16 protein-coding genes and 1 pseudogene are annotated in these 16506 nt (G+C 57.4%); 3 read left to right on the top strand and 14 right to left on the bottom strand.

From position 1 onward, the window contains the following. From MYY08_RS04865 to MYY08_RS04840, 6 genes and pseudogenes are all read right to left on the bottom strand, one after another. A pseudogene (locus MYY08_RS04865) lies at positions 1-252 on the bottom strand (hypothetical protein); the annotation flags it as partial. Continuing rightward, a complete protein-coding gene (locus MYY08_RS04860; RefSeq protein WP_190296190.1) occupies positions 249-686 on the bottom strand; it encodes a DUF5675 family protein in 438 nt (145 codons plus the stop codon). The gene MYY08_RS04860 and the pseudogene MYY08_RS04865, both read right to left, overlap by 4 nt. A 343-nt stretch (positions 687-1029) precedes the next feature. Continuing rightward, entirely contained in the window at positions 1030-2166 is a 1137-nt protein-coding gene (gene hemW / locus MYY08_RS04855; protein WP_038624215.1) for a radical SAM family heme chaperone HemW, read from the bottom strand. Further along, positions 2159-2752 carry an RdgB/HAM1 family non-canonical purine NTP pyrophosphatase gene (gene rdgB, locus MYY08_RS04850; protein WP_038624216.1) on the bottom strand — a complete coding sequence of 198 codons (594 nt, stop codon included), beginning with the start codon at positions 2750-2752 and terminating at the stop codon, positions 2159-2161. Before rdgB ends, hemW begins: the two co-directional genes overlap by 8 nt. Before the next feature lie 33 nt (positions 2753-2785). Further along, entirely contained in the window at positions 2786-3337 is a 552-nt protein-coding gene (locus MYY08_RS04845; protein WP_038624217.1) for a YggT family protein, read from the bottom strand. A gap of 8 nt (positions 3338-3345) precedes the next feature. Beyond that, complete coding sequence (locus tag MYY08_RS04840) at positions 3346-4059, bottom strand: YggS family pyridoxal phosphate-dependent enzyme (RefSeq protein WP_288013566.1); 714 nt, start codon at positions 4057-4059, stop codon at positions 3346-3348. A gap of 15 nt (positions 4060-4074) precedes the next feature. Here MYY08_RS04840 and MYY08_RS04835 point away from each other — a divergent pair, with 15 nt between their 5' ends. Next, positions 4075-5100, top strand: a complete 1026-nt coding sequence (locus MYY08_RS04835) for a type IV pilus twitching motility protein PilT (protein WP_038624219.1) — start codon at positions 4075-4077, stop codon at positions 5098-5100. On the opposite strand, the gene ruvX is transcribed toward MYY08_RS04835, so the two are convergent. The 8 genes from ruvX to metK all read right to left on the bottom strand — a co-directional run bounded on the left by ruvX (position 5063) and on the right by metK (position 12468). Continuing rightward, positions 5063-5485 (bottom strand): Holliday junction resolvase RuvX, encoded by a 423-nt coding sequence (gene ruvX / locus MYY08_RS04830; RefSeq protein ID WP_174705322.1) that lies wholly within the window; start codon positions 5483-5485, stop codon positions 5063-5065. The genes MYY08_RS04835 and ruvX overlap by 38 nt on opposite strands. Next, positions 5485-6048: a YqgE/AlgH family protein gene (locus MYY08_RS04825; protein ID WP_038624225.1), complete on the bottom strand. Its 564-nt coding sequence runs from the start codon at positions 6046-6048 to the stop codon at positions 5485-5487. The genes ruvX and MYY08_RS04825 overlap by 1 nt, the downstream gene beginning before the upstream one ends. A 92-nt stretch (positions 6049-6140) precedes the next feature. Then, positions 6141-7085: a glutathione synthase gene (gene gshB / locus MYY08_RS04820; RefSeq protein WP_038624227.1), complete on the bottom strand. Its 945-nt coding sequence runs from the start codon at positions 7083-7085 to the stop codon at positions 6141-6143. A gap of 94 nt (positions 7086-7179) precedes the next feature. After that, positions 7180-7911: a 16S rRNA (uracil(1498)-N(3))-methyltransferase gene (rsmE, locus tag MYY08_RS04815; protein WP_038624234.1), complete on the bottom strand. Its 732-nt coding sequence runs from the start codon at positions 7909-7911 to the stop codon at positions 7180-7182. A gap of 113 nt (positions 7912-8024) precedes the next feature. Continuing rightward, complete coding sequence (gene endA / locus MYY08_RS04810; protein WP_288013559.1) at positions 8025-8738, bottom strand: deoxyribonuclease I; 714 nt, start codon at positions 8736-8738, stop codon at positions 8025-8027. Between the two features lie 134 nt (positions 8739-8872). Beyond that, positions 8873-9391, bottom strand: coding sequence for a SprT family zinc-dependent metalloprotease (locus MYY08_RS04805; protein WP_038624238.1), 519 nt, complete (start codon positions 9389-9391; stop codon positions 8873-8875). A 103-nt stretch (positions 9392-9494) separates the two neighbouring features. Beyond that, positions 9495-10892 carry a sugar porter family MFS transporter gene (locus MYY08_RS04800; protein WP_071883656.1) on the bottom strand — a complete coding sequence of 466 codons (1398 nt, stop codon included), beginning with the start codon at positions 10890-10892 and terminating at the stop codon, positions 9495-9497. Positions 10893-11316: 424 nt separating this feature from the next. Next, complete coding sequence (gene metK / locus MYY08_RS04795; RefSeq protein ID WP_038624242.1) at positions 11317-12468, bottom strand: methionine adenosyltransferase; 1152 nt, start codon at positions 12466-12468, stop codon at positions 11317-11319. A 782-nt stretch (positions 12469-13250) separates the two neighbouring features. On the opposite strand from metK, the gene speA reads away from it, so the two are divergent. Then, positions 13251-15227, top strand: a complete 1977-nt coding sequence (gene speA, locus MYY08_RS04790) for a biosynthetic arginine decarboxylase (protein WP_038624246.1) — start codon at positions 13251-13253, stop codon at positions 15225-15227. Between the two features lie 179 nt (positions 15228-15406). Then, a complete protein-coding gene (speB, locus tag MYY08_RS04785) occupies positions 15407-16342 on the top strand; it encodes an agmatinase (RefSeq protein WP_288013554.1) in 936 nt (311 codons plus the stop codon). The last annotated feature ends 164 nt before the right edge of the window (positions 16343-16506 follow it).

The following is a 16506-nucleotide window of genomic DNA, read 5'->3' as shown; positions in this document are numbered from 1 at the left end:
GATTATTTTATTTTCATCGCTGCCATCCATGAAAATGTCTATTACTTTCACTTTTTCCAGTGCGGACTCGTTAGGGAAATACCGGAAGCCTAATTGCGGAGTATTTATTGTAGCCTCATCGTTCCACTCTGCTTTCCAGTACGCCTGGAGAGTGCCCCCCTTCAAAGCCGTAACAGCCTGCGCCTGATAGCTAAAGGATAACAAACTCACTATTAAAATGAATAATGACATTAAACCGGGCTTACTGTTCATCTGCTTCCATCCACATAGCAAGAGGTGATAGTGATATTAAATTTAGATATGCCTTCTTTTTTTAGAATGTTTTTTATTTTTTTATACATGATAACGCTGTTTGTGACTTTGTCGATTAGCCGTTCTGTTCCCGGCAGAAGGCATCCCTGAGTGTCTCCAGGCGTATTGCCTGGATGAATAAGTATCGCTCTGCTTGATGGCACCTTAGCATTAAATAGTTTTGGTACAGGGTTATGAACAGCAAATTTATTACTGGCATGCCAAACAAGACTGTAATGGCCTTCTGGAATTCTTTTGTTTAAATTTGGCGTTTCGGTATCGGGTCCCGGACATTCCAGGAAGTAGCCTTTAATTTCCGTTCCGGGGATGTTGAATTCGCTAATTGTGGATAAAGCCGTCTGCCATTTTCTCTGGATAAAAATCGTGTATGCCAAGAAATAACCTCCTGTTATTTAGTCCAATATCCCTTTGAGCCGCCAGCAGCTTTTTAACAGGGAGAGATATTTAGCATGTCGTCGGAGGCGGTTGAACGCCATAGCATTTTACACAATCATTTATTAACAGGGATAGAATGACGTAAGGAGGGAGATAACGTAAAAGCAATCAATGCATTAAGCCGTAATAAAGCGTTGAGTGATTAACGTAATGTCTTACCGGAATCAATAATACTCGCCCGTGCTTTAATTAATAGCCATTCTGGTTTATGGAGAAAAGAAAGCGCACGACATCAGCTTAAATAAAACCGTCGACGGCAGTGCGCTTTTTTAATCTAAGGGATTACTCCGCCAGGAACAGCTCCAGCAGCGAGTTTAAAAACAGCTTTCCTTTTTCGGTCACCTGCCAGGTTTCCGCCGTCTCTGTCAGATAGCCTTTCGCCAGCGCCGTATCGATCTGCGGGCGAATCAGTGCCTCATCCAGGCCGGTATAGCGGCTGAAGTCGCTTCTCGGCGCGGGTTCCAGCAGGCGGAAGCGGTTCATAAAGAACTCGAATGGTTTCTCCTCGTCCGCCACTTCATACTGCCTGTCCAGATAGTCGCCCGCCATAAAGCCGCGCGGATGGCGCGTTTTCACCGTGCGGACGATGCGTCCGTCCGGCTGGGTCAGCTTGCCGTGCGCGCCGCAGCCAATGCCGAGATAGTCGCCGAAGCGCCAGTAGTTCAGATTATGCTCGCAGCGATAGCCGGGCTTCGCGTAGGCGGAGGTCTCATACTGCTGATAGCCGGCGGCGGTCAGCAGCTGGTGGCCCTGCTCGAAAATATCCCACAGCGCGTCGTCATCCGGCAGCACCGGCGGGCGCGACGCGAACAGCGTATTCGGTTCGATGGTTAGCTGATACCAGGAGAGATGCGGCGGATTGAGCGCAATCGCCTGGCGCAGGTCGTCCAGCGCCTCGGTCAGCGACTGGTCAGGCAGGCCGTGCATCAGATCGAGGTTAAAGCTGCGCAGGCCTAGCCCGGCGGCCAGGTGCGCGGCGCGCTTCGCCTCTTCCGGGCCGTGAATGCGCCCAAGACGCTGGAGCTTCAGCGGACTGAAGCTCTGCACGCCGATAGAGATGCGATTTACGCCCGCTGCCTGATAGGCGCTGAAGCGATCGGCCTCCACCGTGCCGGGGTTGGCCTCCATGGTGATTTCTGCCCCGGCCGCCAACGGCAGACGCGCGCGCACGCCGTCCAGCAGCTGATGCATCGCGCGGCTGCTCAGCAGGCTGGGCGTGCCGCCGCCGATAAAAATCGTGGCGACTTCCCGTCCGCTGGTCAGCGGCAGATCGCGATCCAGATCGGCCAGCAGGTGCGCAACATACTCTTCGTGCGGCACCTCACCTTTTAACGCGTGCGAATTGAAATCGCAGTAGGGGCATTTCTGCACGCACCACGGAATATGGATATAGAGGCTGAGCGGCGGAAGATTAGCCATTGCGCATCGCTTCCAGCAGCAGCGCCAGCGCTTTGCCGCGATGGGAAACGGCCTGTTTCTCCGCTTTGCTCAGCTCGGCGGCGGTTTTGCCCAGCGACGGCACGAAGAACACCGGATCGTAGCCGAAGCCGCCTTTGCCCGCAGGCGCGCGTGCGATCTCGCCGCCCCAGCTGCCGTGGCATACCAGCGGCGTCGGGTCGGCGGCATGGCGCAGATAAACCAGCACGCAGTGGAACTGTGCCTGGCGCTGGCCATCCGCGACATCCTGCATCGCTTCCAACAGCTTTTGCAGGTTCTCGTCGTCGCTGGCCTCCTCGCCGGCGTAGCGGGCGGAATAAATGCCCGGCGCGCCGCCGAGCGCATCCACCGCCAGCCCGGAATCATCGGCGATAGCGGGAAGGCCGGTGATCCCGGCGGCATGGCGCGCCTTCAGAATGGCGTTTTCAATAAAGGTCAGGCCGGTCTCTTCGGCGGAGACCACGCCCAGCTCGGTTTGCGCCACAATATCCAGCCCGAAATCAGCCAGCAGATCGGCCATTTCACGCACTTTGCCGGGGTTACCGGTGGCGAGGACAACTTTTTGCATATCAGTTCCAGAAACGTTTACTACGAAAAACAATTACAGCTGCGCCCAGCCGGGAATGAAATCCATGCCCAGGAAGTTCAGCATATAGAGGATCAGAATCACCACCATTGCGGAGAAGTCGATGCCGCCCATCGCCGGCAGGAAACGACGCACCGGCGCCATCAGCGGCTCGGTCAGCTGAATCAGCACGTAGTCCACCGGGTTGCGGCCCTGGCTTATCCAGCTCATCAGCGAGCGCACGATAATTACCCAGAACACCAGCACGCCCGCTGCTTTCACCAGCGACACCAGACCGAAATAGAGGAAGATCGGATCGAACAGGAAAATGCGGCTTTGCAGCGCAAAGACCAGCGTGAACATCAGCACGCTCAGCACCCAGGCCAGCAGCAGCGAGGCGGTATCCAGCGGCCCGATAGAGGGGATCACGCGGCGCAGCGGCTTCACCACCGGCTGGGTGATTTTGACCACGAACTGGGAAAACGGGTTGTAGAAATCGCATCTCGCCCACTGCATCCAGATGCGCAGCAGCAGCACTTTTACATACAGGTTAAGCAGCGTCGATACCAAAAAAGTCAACGTCAGCATGAGGTTCCTCAATTATTGTTGTGGGTGGTGGCGCCGTAATCGCGCGCGCCGAAAATGGCGGTGCCGATACGGACCATGGTACTGCCTGCCGCGATAGCGGCTTCCATATCGTCGCTCATTCCCAGAGAAAGTGTATCGACGGATGGGTAATGCTTTTTCAACGACGCCAGCGCGTCCGCCATGCGCTGACAAACCGCAAGCTGACGCTCATAGCTTTTTTCCGGCACCGGAATCGCCATCAGTCCACGCAGCCGCAGACGCGGCAACGCCGCCACCGCCTGCGCCAGCTCCGGCAGCGCCTCCAGCATAATGCCAGATTTGCTGTTTTCGTCACTGATGTTTATCTGAATTAACACATTCAGCGGCGGCAGATGGGCAGGGCGCTGATCGTTCAGGCGCGTCGCGATGCGCAGCCTGTCGATGGTATGGCACCAAGCGAAATGTTCGGCCACCAGACGGCTTTTGTTCGACTGGAGCGGCCCGATAAAGTGCCATTCCGGCGACAGGGCGTCGCCCAACGCCGCGATCTTATCCACCCCTTCCTGGACGTAGTTCTCGCCGAAGGCGCGCTGTCCCGCCGCCAGCGCTTCTGCGACATCGCTCGCAGGTTTGGTTTTACTGACGGCAAGCAGCGTAATTTCTTGCGGATCGCGGCCGCAACTCGCCGCCGCCGCCGCGATGCGCTGACGAACTTGCTGTAAGTTGTGCTGAATAGAAGTCATAGTCAGGAGAATGTCATGGATGTGGAGGAAATCGTGGCCCTTAGTGTAAAGCATAATGCGGCCGATCTGCACCTTTGTAGCGGACATTTGCCGCACTGGCGCCGTCACGGGGTGCTGGAGCCGATGTCCGATTTCCCGCCCATAGCGTCGGCGCAGCTTGAAGCGCTGGCGCAGCGCTGGCTGGACGCGCCGCAGCAGCGCTGCCTCGCCGCCGATGGCCATATCGATTTCGCGATGACCTCTGGCGGCCAGCGGCTGCGCGCCAATCTGTTCCGGCAGCGGATGGGCATGTCGCTGGCGCTGCGTCTTATCGCTGATAAGTGCCCGTCGCTGGAGGATCTGCGGCTGCCCGCCAGCGTGCCGCCGCTGCTGGCGCAGCAGGATGGTCTGATCCTGATTACCGGCGCGACCGGCAGCGGCAAATCGACCACGCTGGCTTCGATGGTCGATGAGCTGAATCAGCACCAGGCGCGCCATATCATCACGCTGGAAGATCCGGTGGAGTTTATTCATGTCAGCCGTCGCGCGTTAATCCAGCAGCGGCAGATCGGCCTGCATTGCAGCAGCTTTCAGCAGGGGCTGCGCGCGGCGCTGCGGGAAGATCCCGATGTGATTCTGTTGGGGGAGCTGCGCGATCTCGACACTATCTCGCTGGCGTTAACGGCGGCGGAAACCGGTCATCTGGTACTGGCGACGCTGCATACGCGCGGCGCGGCGCAAGCGGTGGATCGCCTGATCGACGTCTTTCCAGCCGAGCAGAAGAATTTGGTGCGTAGCCAACTGGCGGGCAGTCTGAAGGCGATTATCGCCCAGCGGCTGACGGCGGCTAAAGAGGCAGGGCGCATCGGCCTGTATGAAGTGCTGATCAATACGCCCGCCGTTGCCAGCCTGATACGCGAAGGAAAAACGCATCAGATCGGCGGACTGCTGCAAACCGGCATGCAGTCAGGCATGCAGACGTTTGAACAGAGCCTGCGGCAGCGAGAGCGGCAGGGGCTGATCGCTACGCCGTCAGATTCTCAAACCAGCTTTCCAGAATAATCACCGCCGACAGCGAATCGACGCTGCCCTTGGTCAACGCCTTATAGCCGCCGCGCGAGAAAAGATCGGCGCGCGCCTCCACGGTGCTGAGACGCTCGTCGTGCAAATCAACCTGCACGCCGAAACGGCCATGCAGGCGATTGGCGAACTTGCGCGCTCTGGCGGTCAGCGGCTGTTCGGTGCCGTCCATATTTAACGGCAGCCCGACAATCACGCGGTCGGGCTGCCACTCTTTCAGCAGGCGCTCAATCTGCTCCCAATTGGGGACGCCGTCCTGCGCTTTCAGCGCGTTCAGCGGACGTGCGGTGCCGGTAAGCTGCTGGCCGACGGCGACGCCGATGCTCTTGGTGCCAAAATCAAACGCCAGAAGGGTCATGCTGCTCATCAGGCGTGGCCAGCCTCGCTGGTGATGTTATGGATATCGACGCCGATGCTTTTCGCCGCTTCGCGCCAGCGCTCGGCTATCGGCGTATGGAACAGAATATTGCTGTCAGCCGGGGTAGTGAGCCAGGCGTTTTCCAGCAGCTCGCCTTCCAGCTGATCCTTCTCCCACGCGCAGTAGCCCAGGGCAACCAGCACATGCTCCGGCTGCTCTGCGGTGCCAAGCGATTCCAGTACGTCGCGCGAGGTGGTAATCACCGTGTTATCGGAGATGCGGATGCTCGATGCGAAAGTGCGCTGGGCGGAATGCAGAATAAAGCCGCGATCTTCCGCCAGCGGGCCGCCGGAAAAGACGGGCTTATCCAGCTTGATCTGCGGGTCGCGCGGCGAGGGCGCGATTTTCAGCTTGGTCAGAATGCTTTCAACCGTCAGGTTTTCCATCGGCTTGTTGATGATAATCCCCATGGCGCCGTCCTGATTATGCTCACAGACGTAAACCACCGAACGTTTAAAGAACGGGTCCAGGAGAGCGGGCATCGCAATCAAAAAATGGTGCTGTAAATTCATTCTCACTCGTTCTGAATACGGGTTAAAAGCTAACGGCGTATCACCGAAGAGACAATTAACGGGTTAAGACGGGGCCGCAGCCCCGTTCAGCGTCACGCCAGGCGCTTCTCGATCGCATCCATCAACATACCGGTGATGGAGACCGGGAAGGCGGCTTCAATTTCACGAATGCAGGTCGGGCTGGTGACGTTGATTTCAGTCAGCTTGTCGCCAATGATATCCAGCCCAACGAAAATCAGTCCTTTCTCTTTCAGCGTCGGTCCAACGCGGCGCGCGATTTCCCAGTCGCTTTCGCTCAGAGGGCGCGCTTCGCCGCGGCCGCCGGCGGCCAGGTTGCCGCGCGTCTCGCCTGATTGCGGAATACGCGCCAGGCAATAAGGCACCGGCTCGCCGTCCACTACCAGCACGCGCTTATCGCCCTCTTTAATCGCCGGCAGATAGTTCTGCGCCATGCAGAAGAAGCTGCCGTGATTGGTCAGGGTTTCGATAATTACTCCCACGTTCGGATCGTCCTGCTTCACGCGGAAGATAGAGGAGCCGCCCATGCCGTCCAGCGGTTTCAGAATAATATCGCCGTGCTGGCTCCAGAAATCACGAATGCGTTTCGCGTTGCGCGTCACCAGCGTATCGGGCGTCAGTTCAGCGAACCAGGCGGTGAACAGCTTTTCGTTACAGTCGCGCAGGCTCTGCGGTTTGTTGACGATCAGCACGCCCTGTTCTTCCGCACGCTCCAGCATATAGGTTGCGTAAATAAATTCTGTGTCGAAAGGCGGATCTTTGCGCATCAGAATCACGTTCAGATCGGAGAGCGGAATATCCTGCTCGCTGCCGAACGTAAACCATTTGTCGTAGTTCTGCTCGACGCTCAGCGTGCGGGTGCGGCCATAGGCTACGCCGCCGCGCAAATAGAGATCGTTCATCTCCATATAGTGAATTTCATAACCGCGGCGCTGTGCTTCCAGCAGCATTGCAAAGCTGGAGTCTTTTTTAATGTTGATCGTCGTAATAGGGTCCATGACGATGCCAAGCTTAATCATTCTGTTCTCCTCGATCGGGCGGTCGGTATGCCGCTTGCCGCAGGTTGGCATAAATTCGGTTTACAGGCTTAACGCAATGGGCCGCCTGTTTAGCTTAACCCAGATCGCCAAATCTCACCTGAAGCGCTGTAATGGCGGTCAGCGCGGTGGTTTCCGTACGCAATACGCGCGGTCCCAGCAGGATATCGGTAAAACCATGGCGTCCGGTCATCGCGATCTCGTCGGCGGACAGGCCGCCCTCCGGGCCGATCAGCAGGCGCACCCGCTCAACCGGCTGCGGCAGCGTATTGATGCTGTGCTGCGCGCGCGGATGGAGATTTAGCTTCAGGCCGTTCTCCTGTTCCGCGCACCAGGCTTCCAGCGTCATCGCCTCGCGTATCTCCGGCACGCTGTTGCGGCCGCACTGTTCGCAGGCAGCAATGGCGATTTTGCGCCATTGCTGAATCTTTTTCGCCTGTCTTTCGGCGTCCAGCTTTACGCCACAGCGTTCAGAAAACAAGGGGGTAATCACATTTACACCCAGTTCGATCGATTTCTGGATGGTGAATTCCATTTTTTCGCCGCGCGACATCACCTGACCCAGGTGCAGATGAAGCGGGGATTCGCGGCTCTCCGCGCGGCTCTGCATGATTTTTACCGTTACGCTGCGCTTATCGACGCGCAGAATTTCGGCGTCAAAAACCAGATTACTGCCATCGAACAGCTCCAGCGCCTGGCCGCTGCTCATGCGCAGCACGCGGCCGACGTGGCCAGCGGCATCTTCGCTAAGGGCGATATCAGCGCCGACCGTTAAGGTTTCCGGGTGGTAAATGCGGGGTATACGCATGTCGTTCCTGATAATAACAGGCCGCGCAGCCGCGCGGCGTAAGCGATTCGGCGTAACGGACGCGTCGGATAATGCGCCCGCTGCGCGGTGGTTTTTAGTGTAGGGCAGCGCTTTTAGCGCTGGCAAGCGCGCGCGACATACGGGTTGTGATTACCCTGAATGCTGGCGATGCGGCTGTCCCGTTTACACTCCCAGTCGCTGACTGGATACTGCTTATCCCACACTTCAAACAGCTGCGTTTGCTGGCGCGACAGGCGCAGCTGGTAGCGATCGCGCATATAGAAGTAGGTGCGGGCGATAATGCCCCGCGCGCGGGCAGGCGGCTCCGCCAGCTTGTTTTTGAAGTCGATTTTCATTTCGCACTGGCCATACTGGCGCTCGCTGCCGTTCCACTGGCTGTAGAGAAAGTTGCCGCGATCGCCGTTCACTTCGCCGATAGCGGGCTGCAGGTTATGCAGATCAGATTCGATCTGGCGATAGCCCTCATCTTTGGCGCAGTTTTTACGACCGCCATCCTGCCAGCACTGGCGCTGATGGCCGAACTGCCAGGCGGGCACCACATGCTCCCATTCAATACGGCTGGCGCGGTTGGCGTTTTTACGTACCTGATAGCCGCAGGAGGCGAGCTCGGGCAACCCTTTTTTTCCCTGCCAGTTGATTTTACAGCCGCAGTAAAACGTGCCCGGCGCATCGACGTTGATTTCAGCGGATACCTTCTTCGCCTGCTGAAAGTTATTCTGATGATAAGTTTGACCGCTCAGGCTGTGGGCGGCCAGCGGGGCGATCAGCGCGGTAAACGCAACGGTAAAGAGAAATTTGCGAGACATATTCCATTTTTGCAGCTGATGAAAAAGAGCGCGCAGCGTACCAGATTGCGCCGTTTGTCGGAATGGGAAAGCGTCACGGAAAGCAAGCGCCATGCGTCTTTAAACGGGCCGCGCGGGGAAAACGCGGCGGAGAATTAATCGGCGGCGGGCTGATAGTCGCCAGGCTGCAACCGCTCGCCGCAGCGAACGCAGCGATATTCCGTTTCGCCGCGCAATACGCGGTTATGGCGGCGCACGGTCAGATGATGCTGCTGACAGCGGCAGCGCCAGGGAAACGTTTTCCCCTGTACCGACGCGACCTCAAACTGATGGGTGCGGCGCGCCGGCACCTCCAGAATGGTCTCCATCATCCATTTCCACTCTTTGCCGTGCGGCGCCACACGGCCGAAGCGACGCCAGACCAGCAGGTGCGCCAGCTCATGCGGCACCACTTCATCAATAAATGCCTGCTGGTTTTCCAGCAGCAGCACCGGATTCAGGCGAATCTCCCAGCTTTGCAGCCAGGCGGTGCCCGCAGCAGTGCCGCGCTGCTGCCAGTTCAGCCCAGGCTCAGGATAGTCGCTGCCGAGGCGCTGATTGGCCTGTTGCAGCTTGTCACGCAGCGAGCGCATGATGGCCTGCTGCAAGGCGATAGGAAGTCGGACAGGTTTCATAAGGCGCAAGCATACGGCGCGGCACGCGGGAAAACAATGGGCGTTAACGGGGCGAAAAAAAAGGGGCCGCAGCATGCGGCCCCTCTGATGCAACGCGTGGTTATCAGTCGTGCGAACCGATATCGCGCAGTTTCTTGCCTGACATCAGGTTACGCTCGATGTGCTCCAGCGAGACGTTTTTCGTCTCCGGGATCAGCATCACGGTAAGGATGATGAACAGAATATTCAGGCCCGCGTATACCCAGAAGGTGTTGGCGTTGCCCAGCGTGTTCAGCATCGTCAGGAAGGTCGCGCCGACAATCATGTTGGCGATCCAGTTGGTGGTGGTAGAGACGGTAATACCGAAATCGCGGCCTTTCAGCGGCTGAATTTCAGAGCACAGCACCCAAATCAGCGGACCGGCGCTCATGGCGAAGCCGATGATAAACATCAGCAGCATGGCGATAGCGAAATACTGCGCGCCCTGCGATTCGATGCCGATGTGCAGCATGGTGCCCAGTACGCCCATACCGGCCGCCATCACCAGGAAGCCCAGCGTCAGGGTCGGCTTACGGCCCCAGCGATCCACCAGACCGATCGCGATAAAGGTCGCCAGTACGTTGATCAGGCCGACAATCACCGTGCCCCACATCTGCTCTTTGGTGTCGCTGAAGCCAGCGATTTCAAAGATTTTCGGCGCGTAGTACATAATGACGTTCATACCGGTGAACTGCTGCATCACCTGTAGCAGAATGCCGAGGAACACCGCGCGACGGAAGTTGCTGTTGCTGCGGAACAGGCTCCAACCGGACTGTTTGATCTTCAGGCTCTCGCGAATTTCATCCAGCTCGCGTTTCGCCTGCTCGCTGGTGTCACGCAGGCGATCCAGCACGCGCTGCGCGTCGCGGAAATGGCCCTTCGCCGCCAGCCAGCGCGGGCTGTTGGGCAGGAAAAAGACGCCGACCAGCAGCAGCACCGCCGGGAGGGTGATGACGCCCAGCATCCAGCGCCAGTTGCCGGTGTAGCTGAACGCGGTATCGGAGAGATAGGCGCCCAGAATACCGATGGTGATCATCAGCTGATAAAGCGAAATCATGCTGCCGCGAATTTTTTCCGGCGCGATTTCAGACAGGTAAAGCGGCGCGGTATAGGAGGCGACGCCTACGGCCAGGCCAAGCACCACGCGCGCGGCGATCAGCATTTCCGGGTTCGGCGCCATCGCCGACCAGAGCGACCCGATAACAAACAGGACCGCGCCAGCCATCAGGCTCTTTTTACGGCCAAGACGGGAGGACATCCAACCGCTGCCGATCGCGCCAATCGCGGCGCCAAACATCATGGAGCTGACAATCCACTCCTGTTGATGGCTGGTGACGTTAAAATCCTTAGCGATAAAGGGCAGGGCGCCGGCGATAACGCCGATATCCAGACCAAACAGCAGACCGGCAAGGGCTGCAAGAAAGCAGACAAATAAGGTCATGACCTTATTTGAGGTTCTGCTTTTGTGGGTATTACCAGGCATAGTGCCTCCGAATAGTATCTCTCATTGTAGTTATCGATGTTAAGAAACCTGAGCAGAGCAAAAAGTGAGACGGATCACAGAGGTGTAATCGGTTACACACGCCGGAACCCTGAAAACCAGCATTTATCACCAGGCTCAGATTACATAACCAGTAAGGTATAGCACCTGTTAAGTTTCTGACACGCCAGTGTTAACCGGCTATCAGACGACGCTGAAAATAACGCATTTTCCGGCAAAATACATCCGCGATTAATTCCTAAATGGCAGAAATATAAGGCCTTTCAATTTGTAAGCGTTATCATGCCAGCGGTAAGCACAGGCAACGAAAAGTGTAGCTGGTGAAAGCGAAAAACGAGGGACAAAAAAGGGGCACAATGTGCCCCTTGAGAGTATTACGCCGCTCTGAGCAGAGCAGCGAAAGGTATTACAGACCGGCCGCGTCGCGCAGCAGCTGCGCTTTGTCGGTTTTTTCCCACGGGAAATGCTCACGACCGAAGTGGCCATAGGCTGCCGTTTCACGATAGATCGGCTGCAGCAGATCCAGCATCTGAATCAGACCGTAAGGACGCAGATCGAAGAACTCGCGCACCAGCAGCGTCAGCTGCTCGGTCGGGATTTTTTCGGTGCCGAAAGTTTCCACCATGATGGAGGTCGGCTCCGCCACGCCGATGGCGTAGGAAACCTGGATCTCACAACGATCCGCCAGGCCCGCCGCCACGATGTTTTTCGCTACGTAGCGCGCCGCGTAGGCCGCTGAACGGTCCACTTTAGACGGGTCTTTGCCGGAGAAAGCGCCGCCGCCGTGACGCGCCATGCCGCCGTAGGTGTCAACAATGATCTTACGACCGGTCAGGCCGCAGTCGCCCATCGGGCCGCCGATAACGAAACGGCCGGTCGGGTTGATGAAATATTTGGTGCTGGCGTTCAGCCACTCGGTCGGCAGAACCGGCTTAATGATCTCCTCCATTACCGCTTCCTGCAGCGCGGACTGGGAAATCTCTTCTGAATGCTGAGTGGAGAGCACCACCGCGTCGATGCCGACGATTTTGCCGCCGTCATACTGGAAGGTTACCTGGCTTTTCGCGTCCGGGCGCAGCCACGGCAGCGCGCCGTTTTTACGCACTTCAGACTGACGCTGCACCAGACGGTGCGCGTAGGTGACCGGCGCCGGCATCAGCACGTCGGTTTCGTTGGTGGCGTAGCCGAACATCAGGCCCTGATCGCCCGCGCCCTGTTCCAGCGGATCGGTACGGTCAACGCCCTGGTTGATATCGGGAGACTGCTTGCCGATGGCGCTCAGTACGGCGCAGGAGTTGGCGTCAAAGCCCATATCAGAGTGAACATAGCCGATGTCGCGCACGGTCTGGCGAGTGATCTCTTCGATATCCACCCAGGCGCTGGTGGTGATTTCACCGCCGACCAGCACCATGCCTGTTTTTACATAGGTTTCACAGGCGACGCGTGCTTTAGGGTCCTGAGCGAGGATCGCGTCAAGAACGGCGTCCGAAATCTGATCAGCGATTTTATCGGGATGTCCCTCTGATACGGACTCGGAGGTAAAAAGGTGTTTAGCCATTTTATTCTTTACCTTACTAAAACGGTTTAATGAAAACTGCCTGGTGCAGGAGAAATGCTCCGCCTGACCCGACGCCCCTTCAGGCAAAGCCGTGAGCAGTACAGGAGTTAACCAGTTTAGATGGATTAACATCTGGACGTCTATTTTAGGTTACTCCCTAAGCGAATTGCCAGCCCTTTTTCTTCTTGAGCATTTTCTGAGTATCGGCAACCGGCAAAATTTCCTGACGGCAATTGCAGGTTACATAATTTGTTTTTGCATTTTGCCCCACGCAGCGGTATAAAACGCGGCTGCTGTTTTCAGCGAAAAAAGGGCGCCTCGCGTCCGGCCCGTCAGATTTCAGATCTGATTTTCACCCTCAGGCCTTTTTTCCACATGCCCGGCATGTGTGGAGGTGATACGAGTAATGAACCAGGTTTTCATCCTTTCTTCCGGTTCGCTCCGCTGCGCTAACGTGCGGTCGACTCTTTCCGTTCGCTCCTCCGCCAGCCTCTTCTGCCGAAGTTTTCTCTGTTTCGGTAATCAACACGACACGAGCGCAGGCTAACTTGCTACAGTTTTGACAGGGAGCCTTCAGCATGGCTGAGGGCGTGCTGTGCTTTTTTTCTCCCGCAACACGGAGTTCGGCGACGTGTTTTACACTGAATCTATGCAGCAGGCGGCTGAGGCGACAGTTCAGCATTTTATGCTGGCAGCCAGGCCAAAGCGTGGCTTGTTCTGGCAGCGCCAAACTGCGATAGTTTTTAATTATTCTGCAACACTGGTTAACGTTGAGGTTCGCGATGTCTGACGACATAAAGAATATCAAGGGTTCGTCAGCAGGCGAACAGGGTGGACTGCGCTCGATGCAGGAGGTGGCTATGAGCGATCAAGATGCCAGCAGAATGCTGCGCACCTATAACATTGCCTGGTGGGGCAACAACTATTACGACGTGAACGAACTGGGGCACATCAGCGTCTGTCCCGACCCGGATATGCCGGATGTGCGCGTCGATCTCGCCCGGCTGGTAAAAGAGCGCGAGGCTGACGGTCAACGTCTGCCGGCGCTGTTCTGCTTCCCGCAGATCCTGCAACACCGTTTACGCTCCATTAACGCCGCCTTTAAACGCGCGCGGGAATCTTACGGCTATAACGGCGACTATTTTCTGGTTTACCCGATCAAGGTCAACCAGCATAAGCGCGTGATCGAATCGCTGATTAACTCCGGCGAGCCGCTGGGCCTGGAAGCGGGATCCAAAGCGGAGCTGATGGCGGTGCTGGCGCACGCTGGCAAGACGCGCACGGTGATCGTCTGCAACGGCTATAAAGATCGTGAATATATCCGCCTGGCGCTGATCGGCGAGAAAATGGGCCACAAGGTTTACCTGGTGATTGAAAAAATGACCGAGGTGAAACTGGTGCTGGAAGAGGCGGAGCGTCTGAACGTGGTGCCGCGTCTCGGCATCCGCGCTCGTCTGGCTTCTCAGGGCTCCGGCAAATGGCAGTCCAGCGGCGGCGAAAAATCGAAGTTCGGTCTTTCCGCGTCGCAGGTGTTGCAGCTGGTGGAGATCATGCGCAACGCGGGTCGTCTCGACAGCCTGCAACTGCTGCATTTCCATCTCGGCTCGCAGATGGCGAATATTCGCGATATCGCCACCGGCGTGCGTGAATCGGCGCGCTTCTACGTTGAGCTGGCGAAGCTGGGCGTCAATATCCACTGCTTCGACGTCGGCGGCGGTCTGGGCGTCGATTATGAAGGCACCCGCTCGCAGTCCGACTGCTCGGTAAACTACGGCCTGAACGAATACGCCAACAACGTAATTTGGGCCATCGGCGACGCCTGCGAGGAGCATGGTCTGCCGCACCCGACGGTCATCACCGAATCGGGCCGCGCCGTGACCGCGCACCACACCGTGCTGGTCTCCAACATCATCGGCGTGGAGCGCAACGAGTTCAGCAAGCCCACCGAGCCCGACGCGGATGCGCCGCGCCCGCTGCTCAGCATGTGGGAAACCTGGCAGGAGATGCACGAACCGAACACGCGCCGTTCGCTGCGCGAGTGGCTGCACGACAGCCAGATGGATCTGCACGATATCCATACCGGCTATTCGCAGGGCACCTACGATCTGTCGCAGCGCGCCTGGGCGGAACAGCTCTATCTGAGCATCTGCCACTATATTCAGCAGCATCTCGATCCGAGCAACCGCGCCCATCGTCCGATTATCGATGAGCTACAGGAGCGCATGGCGGACAAGATTTACGTCAACTTCTCGCTGTTCCAGTCAATGCCGGATGCGTGGGGCATCGATCAGCTCTTCCCGGTGCTGCCGCTGGAAGGCCTGGACAAGCCGCCGGAGCGTCGCGCGGTGCTGCTGGACATCACCTGTGATTCCGATGGCACTATCGACCACTACGTCGACGGCGACGGCATCGCCACCACCATGCCGATGCCGCAGTACGACGCGGACAATCCGCCGATGCTCGGCTTCTTTATGGTCGGCGCCTATCAGGAGATCCTGGGCAACATGCATAACCTGTTCGGCGATACCGAAGCGGTGGACGTGTACGCCTTCCAGGACGGTAGCGTGGAAGTGCAGCTCTCCGACGAAGGGGATACGGTGGCGGACATGCTGGAGTATGTGCAGCTGAATCCGCAGGAGCTGCTGGATCTGTTCCGTTCTCAGGTGAAGCAGAGCGATCTGGACGAGGAGCTGCGCGCGCAGTTCCTGGAAGAGTTCGAGGCGGGCCTTTACGGCTACACCTATTTAGAAGACGAATAAACGACGATGCGGCGGCAAGGGTCGCAAAATGACATTGCCGCCAGCGCGCCGCGCGGCGATAATCGCCGCCAGCAGAGCGACTCATCAATCCCTTCCTCGTCGGGTTTAACGACGCGGAGGGGATTTTTTTCATCTGAACAGCCATGTCGGCCGCGCCGCCATGCATAAAAGGAGTTGTTATGAATAACACCAACACCTTAGGTCATCAGTACGATAACTCACTGGTTTCAAACGCCTTCGGTTTTATGCGTTTTCCGGTTAACTTCCAGCCGTACGACAGTGACGCCGAATGGGTAATCACCGGCATTCCGTTCGACGCCGCCACGTCAGGCCGCCCAGGCAGCCGCCTGGGACCGGGCGCTATCCGTCAGATCTCTACCAATCTGGCGTGGGAAGGCTGCCGCTGGCCGTGGAACTTCGATCTGCGCGAGCGTCTGAACATCATCGACTGCGGCGATCTGGTTTACGCCTTTGGCGACTCTCAGGATCTGACCGACAAGCTGCAGGCGCACGCGGAAAAACTGCTGGCCAGCGGCAAACGCATGCTGACTTTCGGCGGCGACCACTACATCACGCTGCCGCTGCTGCGCGCGCACGCGAAGCATTTCGGCAAAATGGCGCTGGTGCATTTCGATGCGCACACCGATACCTACTCCAACGGCCCGACCTTCGACCACGGCACCATGTTCCACCATGCGCCGCAGGAAGGCCTGATCGATCCACAACGTTCCGTGCAGATCGGCATTCGCACCGAGTTCGATAAAGATCTCGGCTATCATGTGCTGGATGCGGCGCAGGTTAACGATCGCGGCGTGGACGATATTCTGGCGCAGGTGAAACAGATCGTCGGCGATATGCCGGTTTACCTGACCTTCGATATCGACTGCCTCGATCCGGCCCACGCGCCGGGCACCGGCACGCCGGTTATCGGCGGCCTGACCACCGACAAAGCGCTGAAGCTGATTCGTGGATTGCAGGGGCTGAATATCGTCGGTATGGATCTGGTAGAAGTGGCGCCAGGCTACGACCAGTCCGATCTCACCTCGCTGGCGGCGGCGACTATCGCGCTGGATATGCTGCACGTTCAGGCGGTCAAGAAAGCGAATAAAGGCTAACGCCCGTGCCGCCGCGTTATCTGAACGCGGCGGCATTTTTCTGTCGTCACCCTTCTCAGAAATATCTTAATTACGCATCGCTTTATTCTTTTTATTTACGTACCAGGGAACGACGCGATTTAATCGTTTTTGAACAGGGCCATCGTTATTTATTGTGTGATGAC

This window comes from Mixta sp., assembly GCF_024610815.1.
GTDB lineage: Bacteria > Pseudomonadota > Gammaproteobacteria > Enterobacterales > Enterobacteriaceae > Mixta > Mixta calida.
Note: the sequence above shows the minus strand (reverse complement) of the source record. Positions and strands in the feature narration are given on the sequence as shown.

Coding starts and splice junctions, on each gene's coding strand:
- hemW (WP_038624215.1), bottom strand. CDS start 2,166: ATGGCTAATCTTCCGCCGCTCAGCCTCTATATCCATATTCCGTGGTGC.
- MYY08_RS04845 (WP_038624217.1), bottom strand. CDS start 3,337: ATGCTGACGTTGACTTTTTTGGTATCGACGCTGCTTAACCTGTATGTA.
- rdgB (WP_038624216.1), bottom strand. CDS start 2,752: ATGCAAAAAGTTGTCCTCGCCACCGGTAACCCCGGCAAAGTGCGTGAA.
- MYY08_RS04840 (WP_288013566.1), bottom strand. CDS start 4,059: ATGACTTCTATTCAGCACAACTTACAGCAAGTTCGTCAGCGCATCGCG.
- speA (WP_038624246.1), top strand. CDS start 13,251: ATGTCTGACGACATAAAGAATATCAAGGGTTCGTCAGCAGGCGAACAG.
- MYY08_RS04835 (WP_038624219.1), top strand. CDS start 4,075: ATGGATGTGGAGGAAATCGTGGCCCTTAGTGTAAAGCATAATGCGGCC.
- endA (WP_288013559.1), bottom strand. CDS start 8,738: ATGTCTCGCAAATTTCTCTTTACCGTTGCGTTTACCGCGCTGATCGCC.
- MYY08_RS04825 (WP_038624225.1), bottom strand. CDS start 6,048: ATGAATTTACAGCACCATTTTTTGATTGCGATGCCCGCTCTCCTGGAC.
- metK (WP_038624242.1), bottom strand. CDS start 12,468: ATGGCTAAACACCTTTTTACCTCCGAGTCCGTATCAGAGGGACATCCC.
- speB (WP_288013554.1), top strand. CDS start 15,407: ATGAATAACACCAACACCTTAGGTCATCAGTACGATAACTCACTGGTT.
- MYY08_RS04805 (WP_038624238.1), bottom strand. CDS start 9,391: ATGAAACCTGTCCGACTTCCTATCGCCTTGCAGCAGGCCATCATGCGC.
- rsmE (WP_038624234.1), bottom strand. CDS start 7,911: ATGCGTATACCCCGCATTTACCACCCGGAAACCTTAACGGTCGGCGCT.
- MYY08_RS04800 (WP_071883656.1), bottom strand. CDS start 10,892: ATGCCTGGTAATACCCACAAAAGCAGAACCTCAAATAAGGTCATGACC.
- gshB (WP_038624227.1), bottom strand. CDS start 7,085: ATGATTAAGCTTGGCATCGTCATGGACCCTATTACGACGATCAACATT.
- ruvX (WP_174705322.1), bottom strand. CDS start 5,485: ATGAGCAGCATGACCCTTCTGGCGTTTGATTTTGGCACCAAGAGCATC.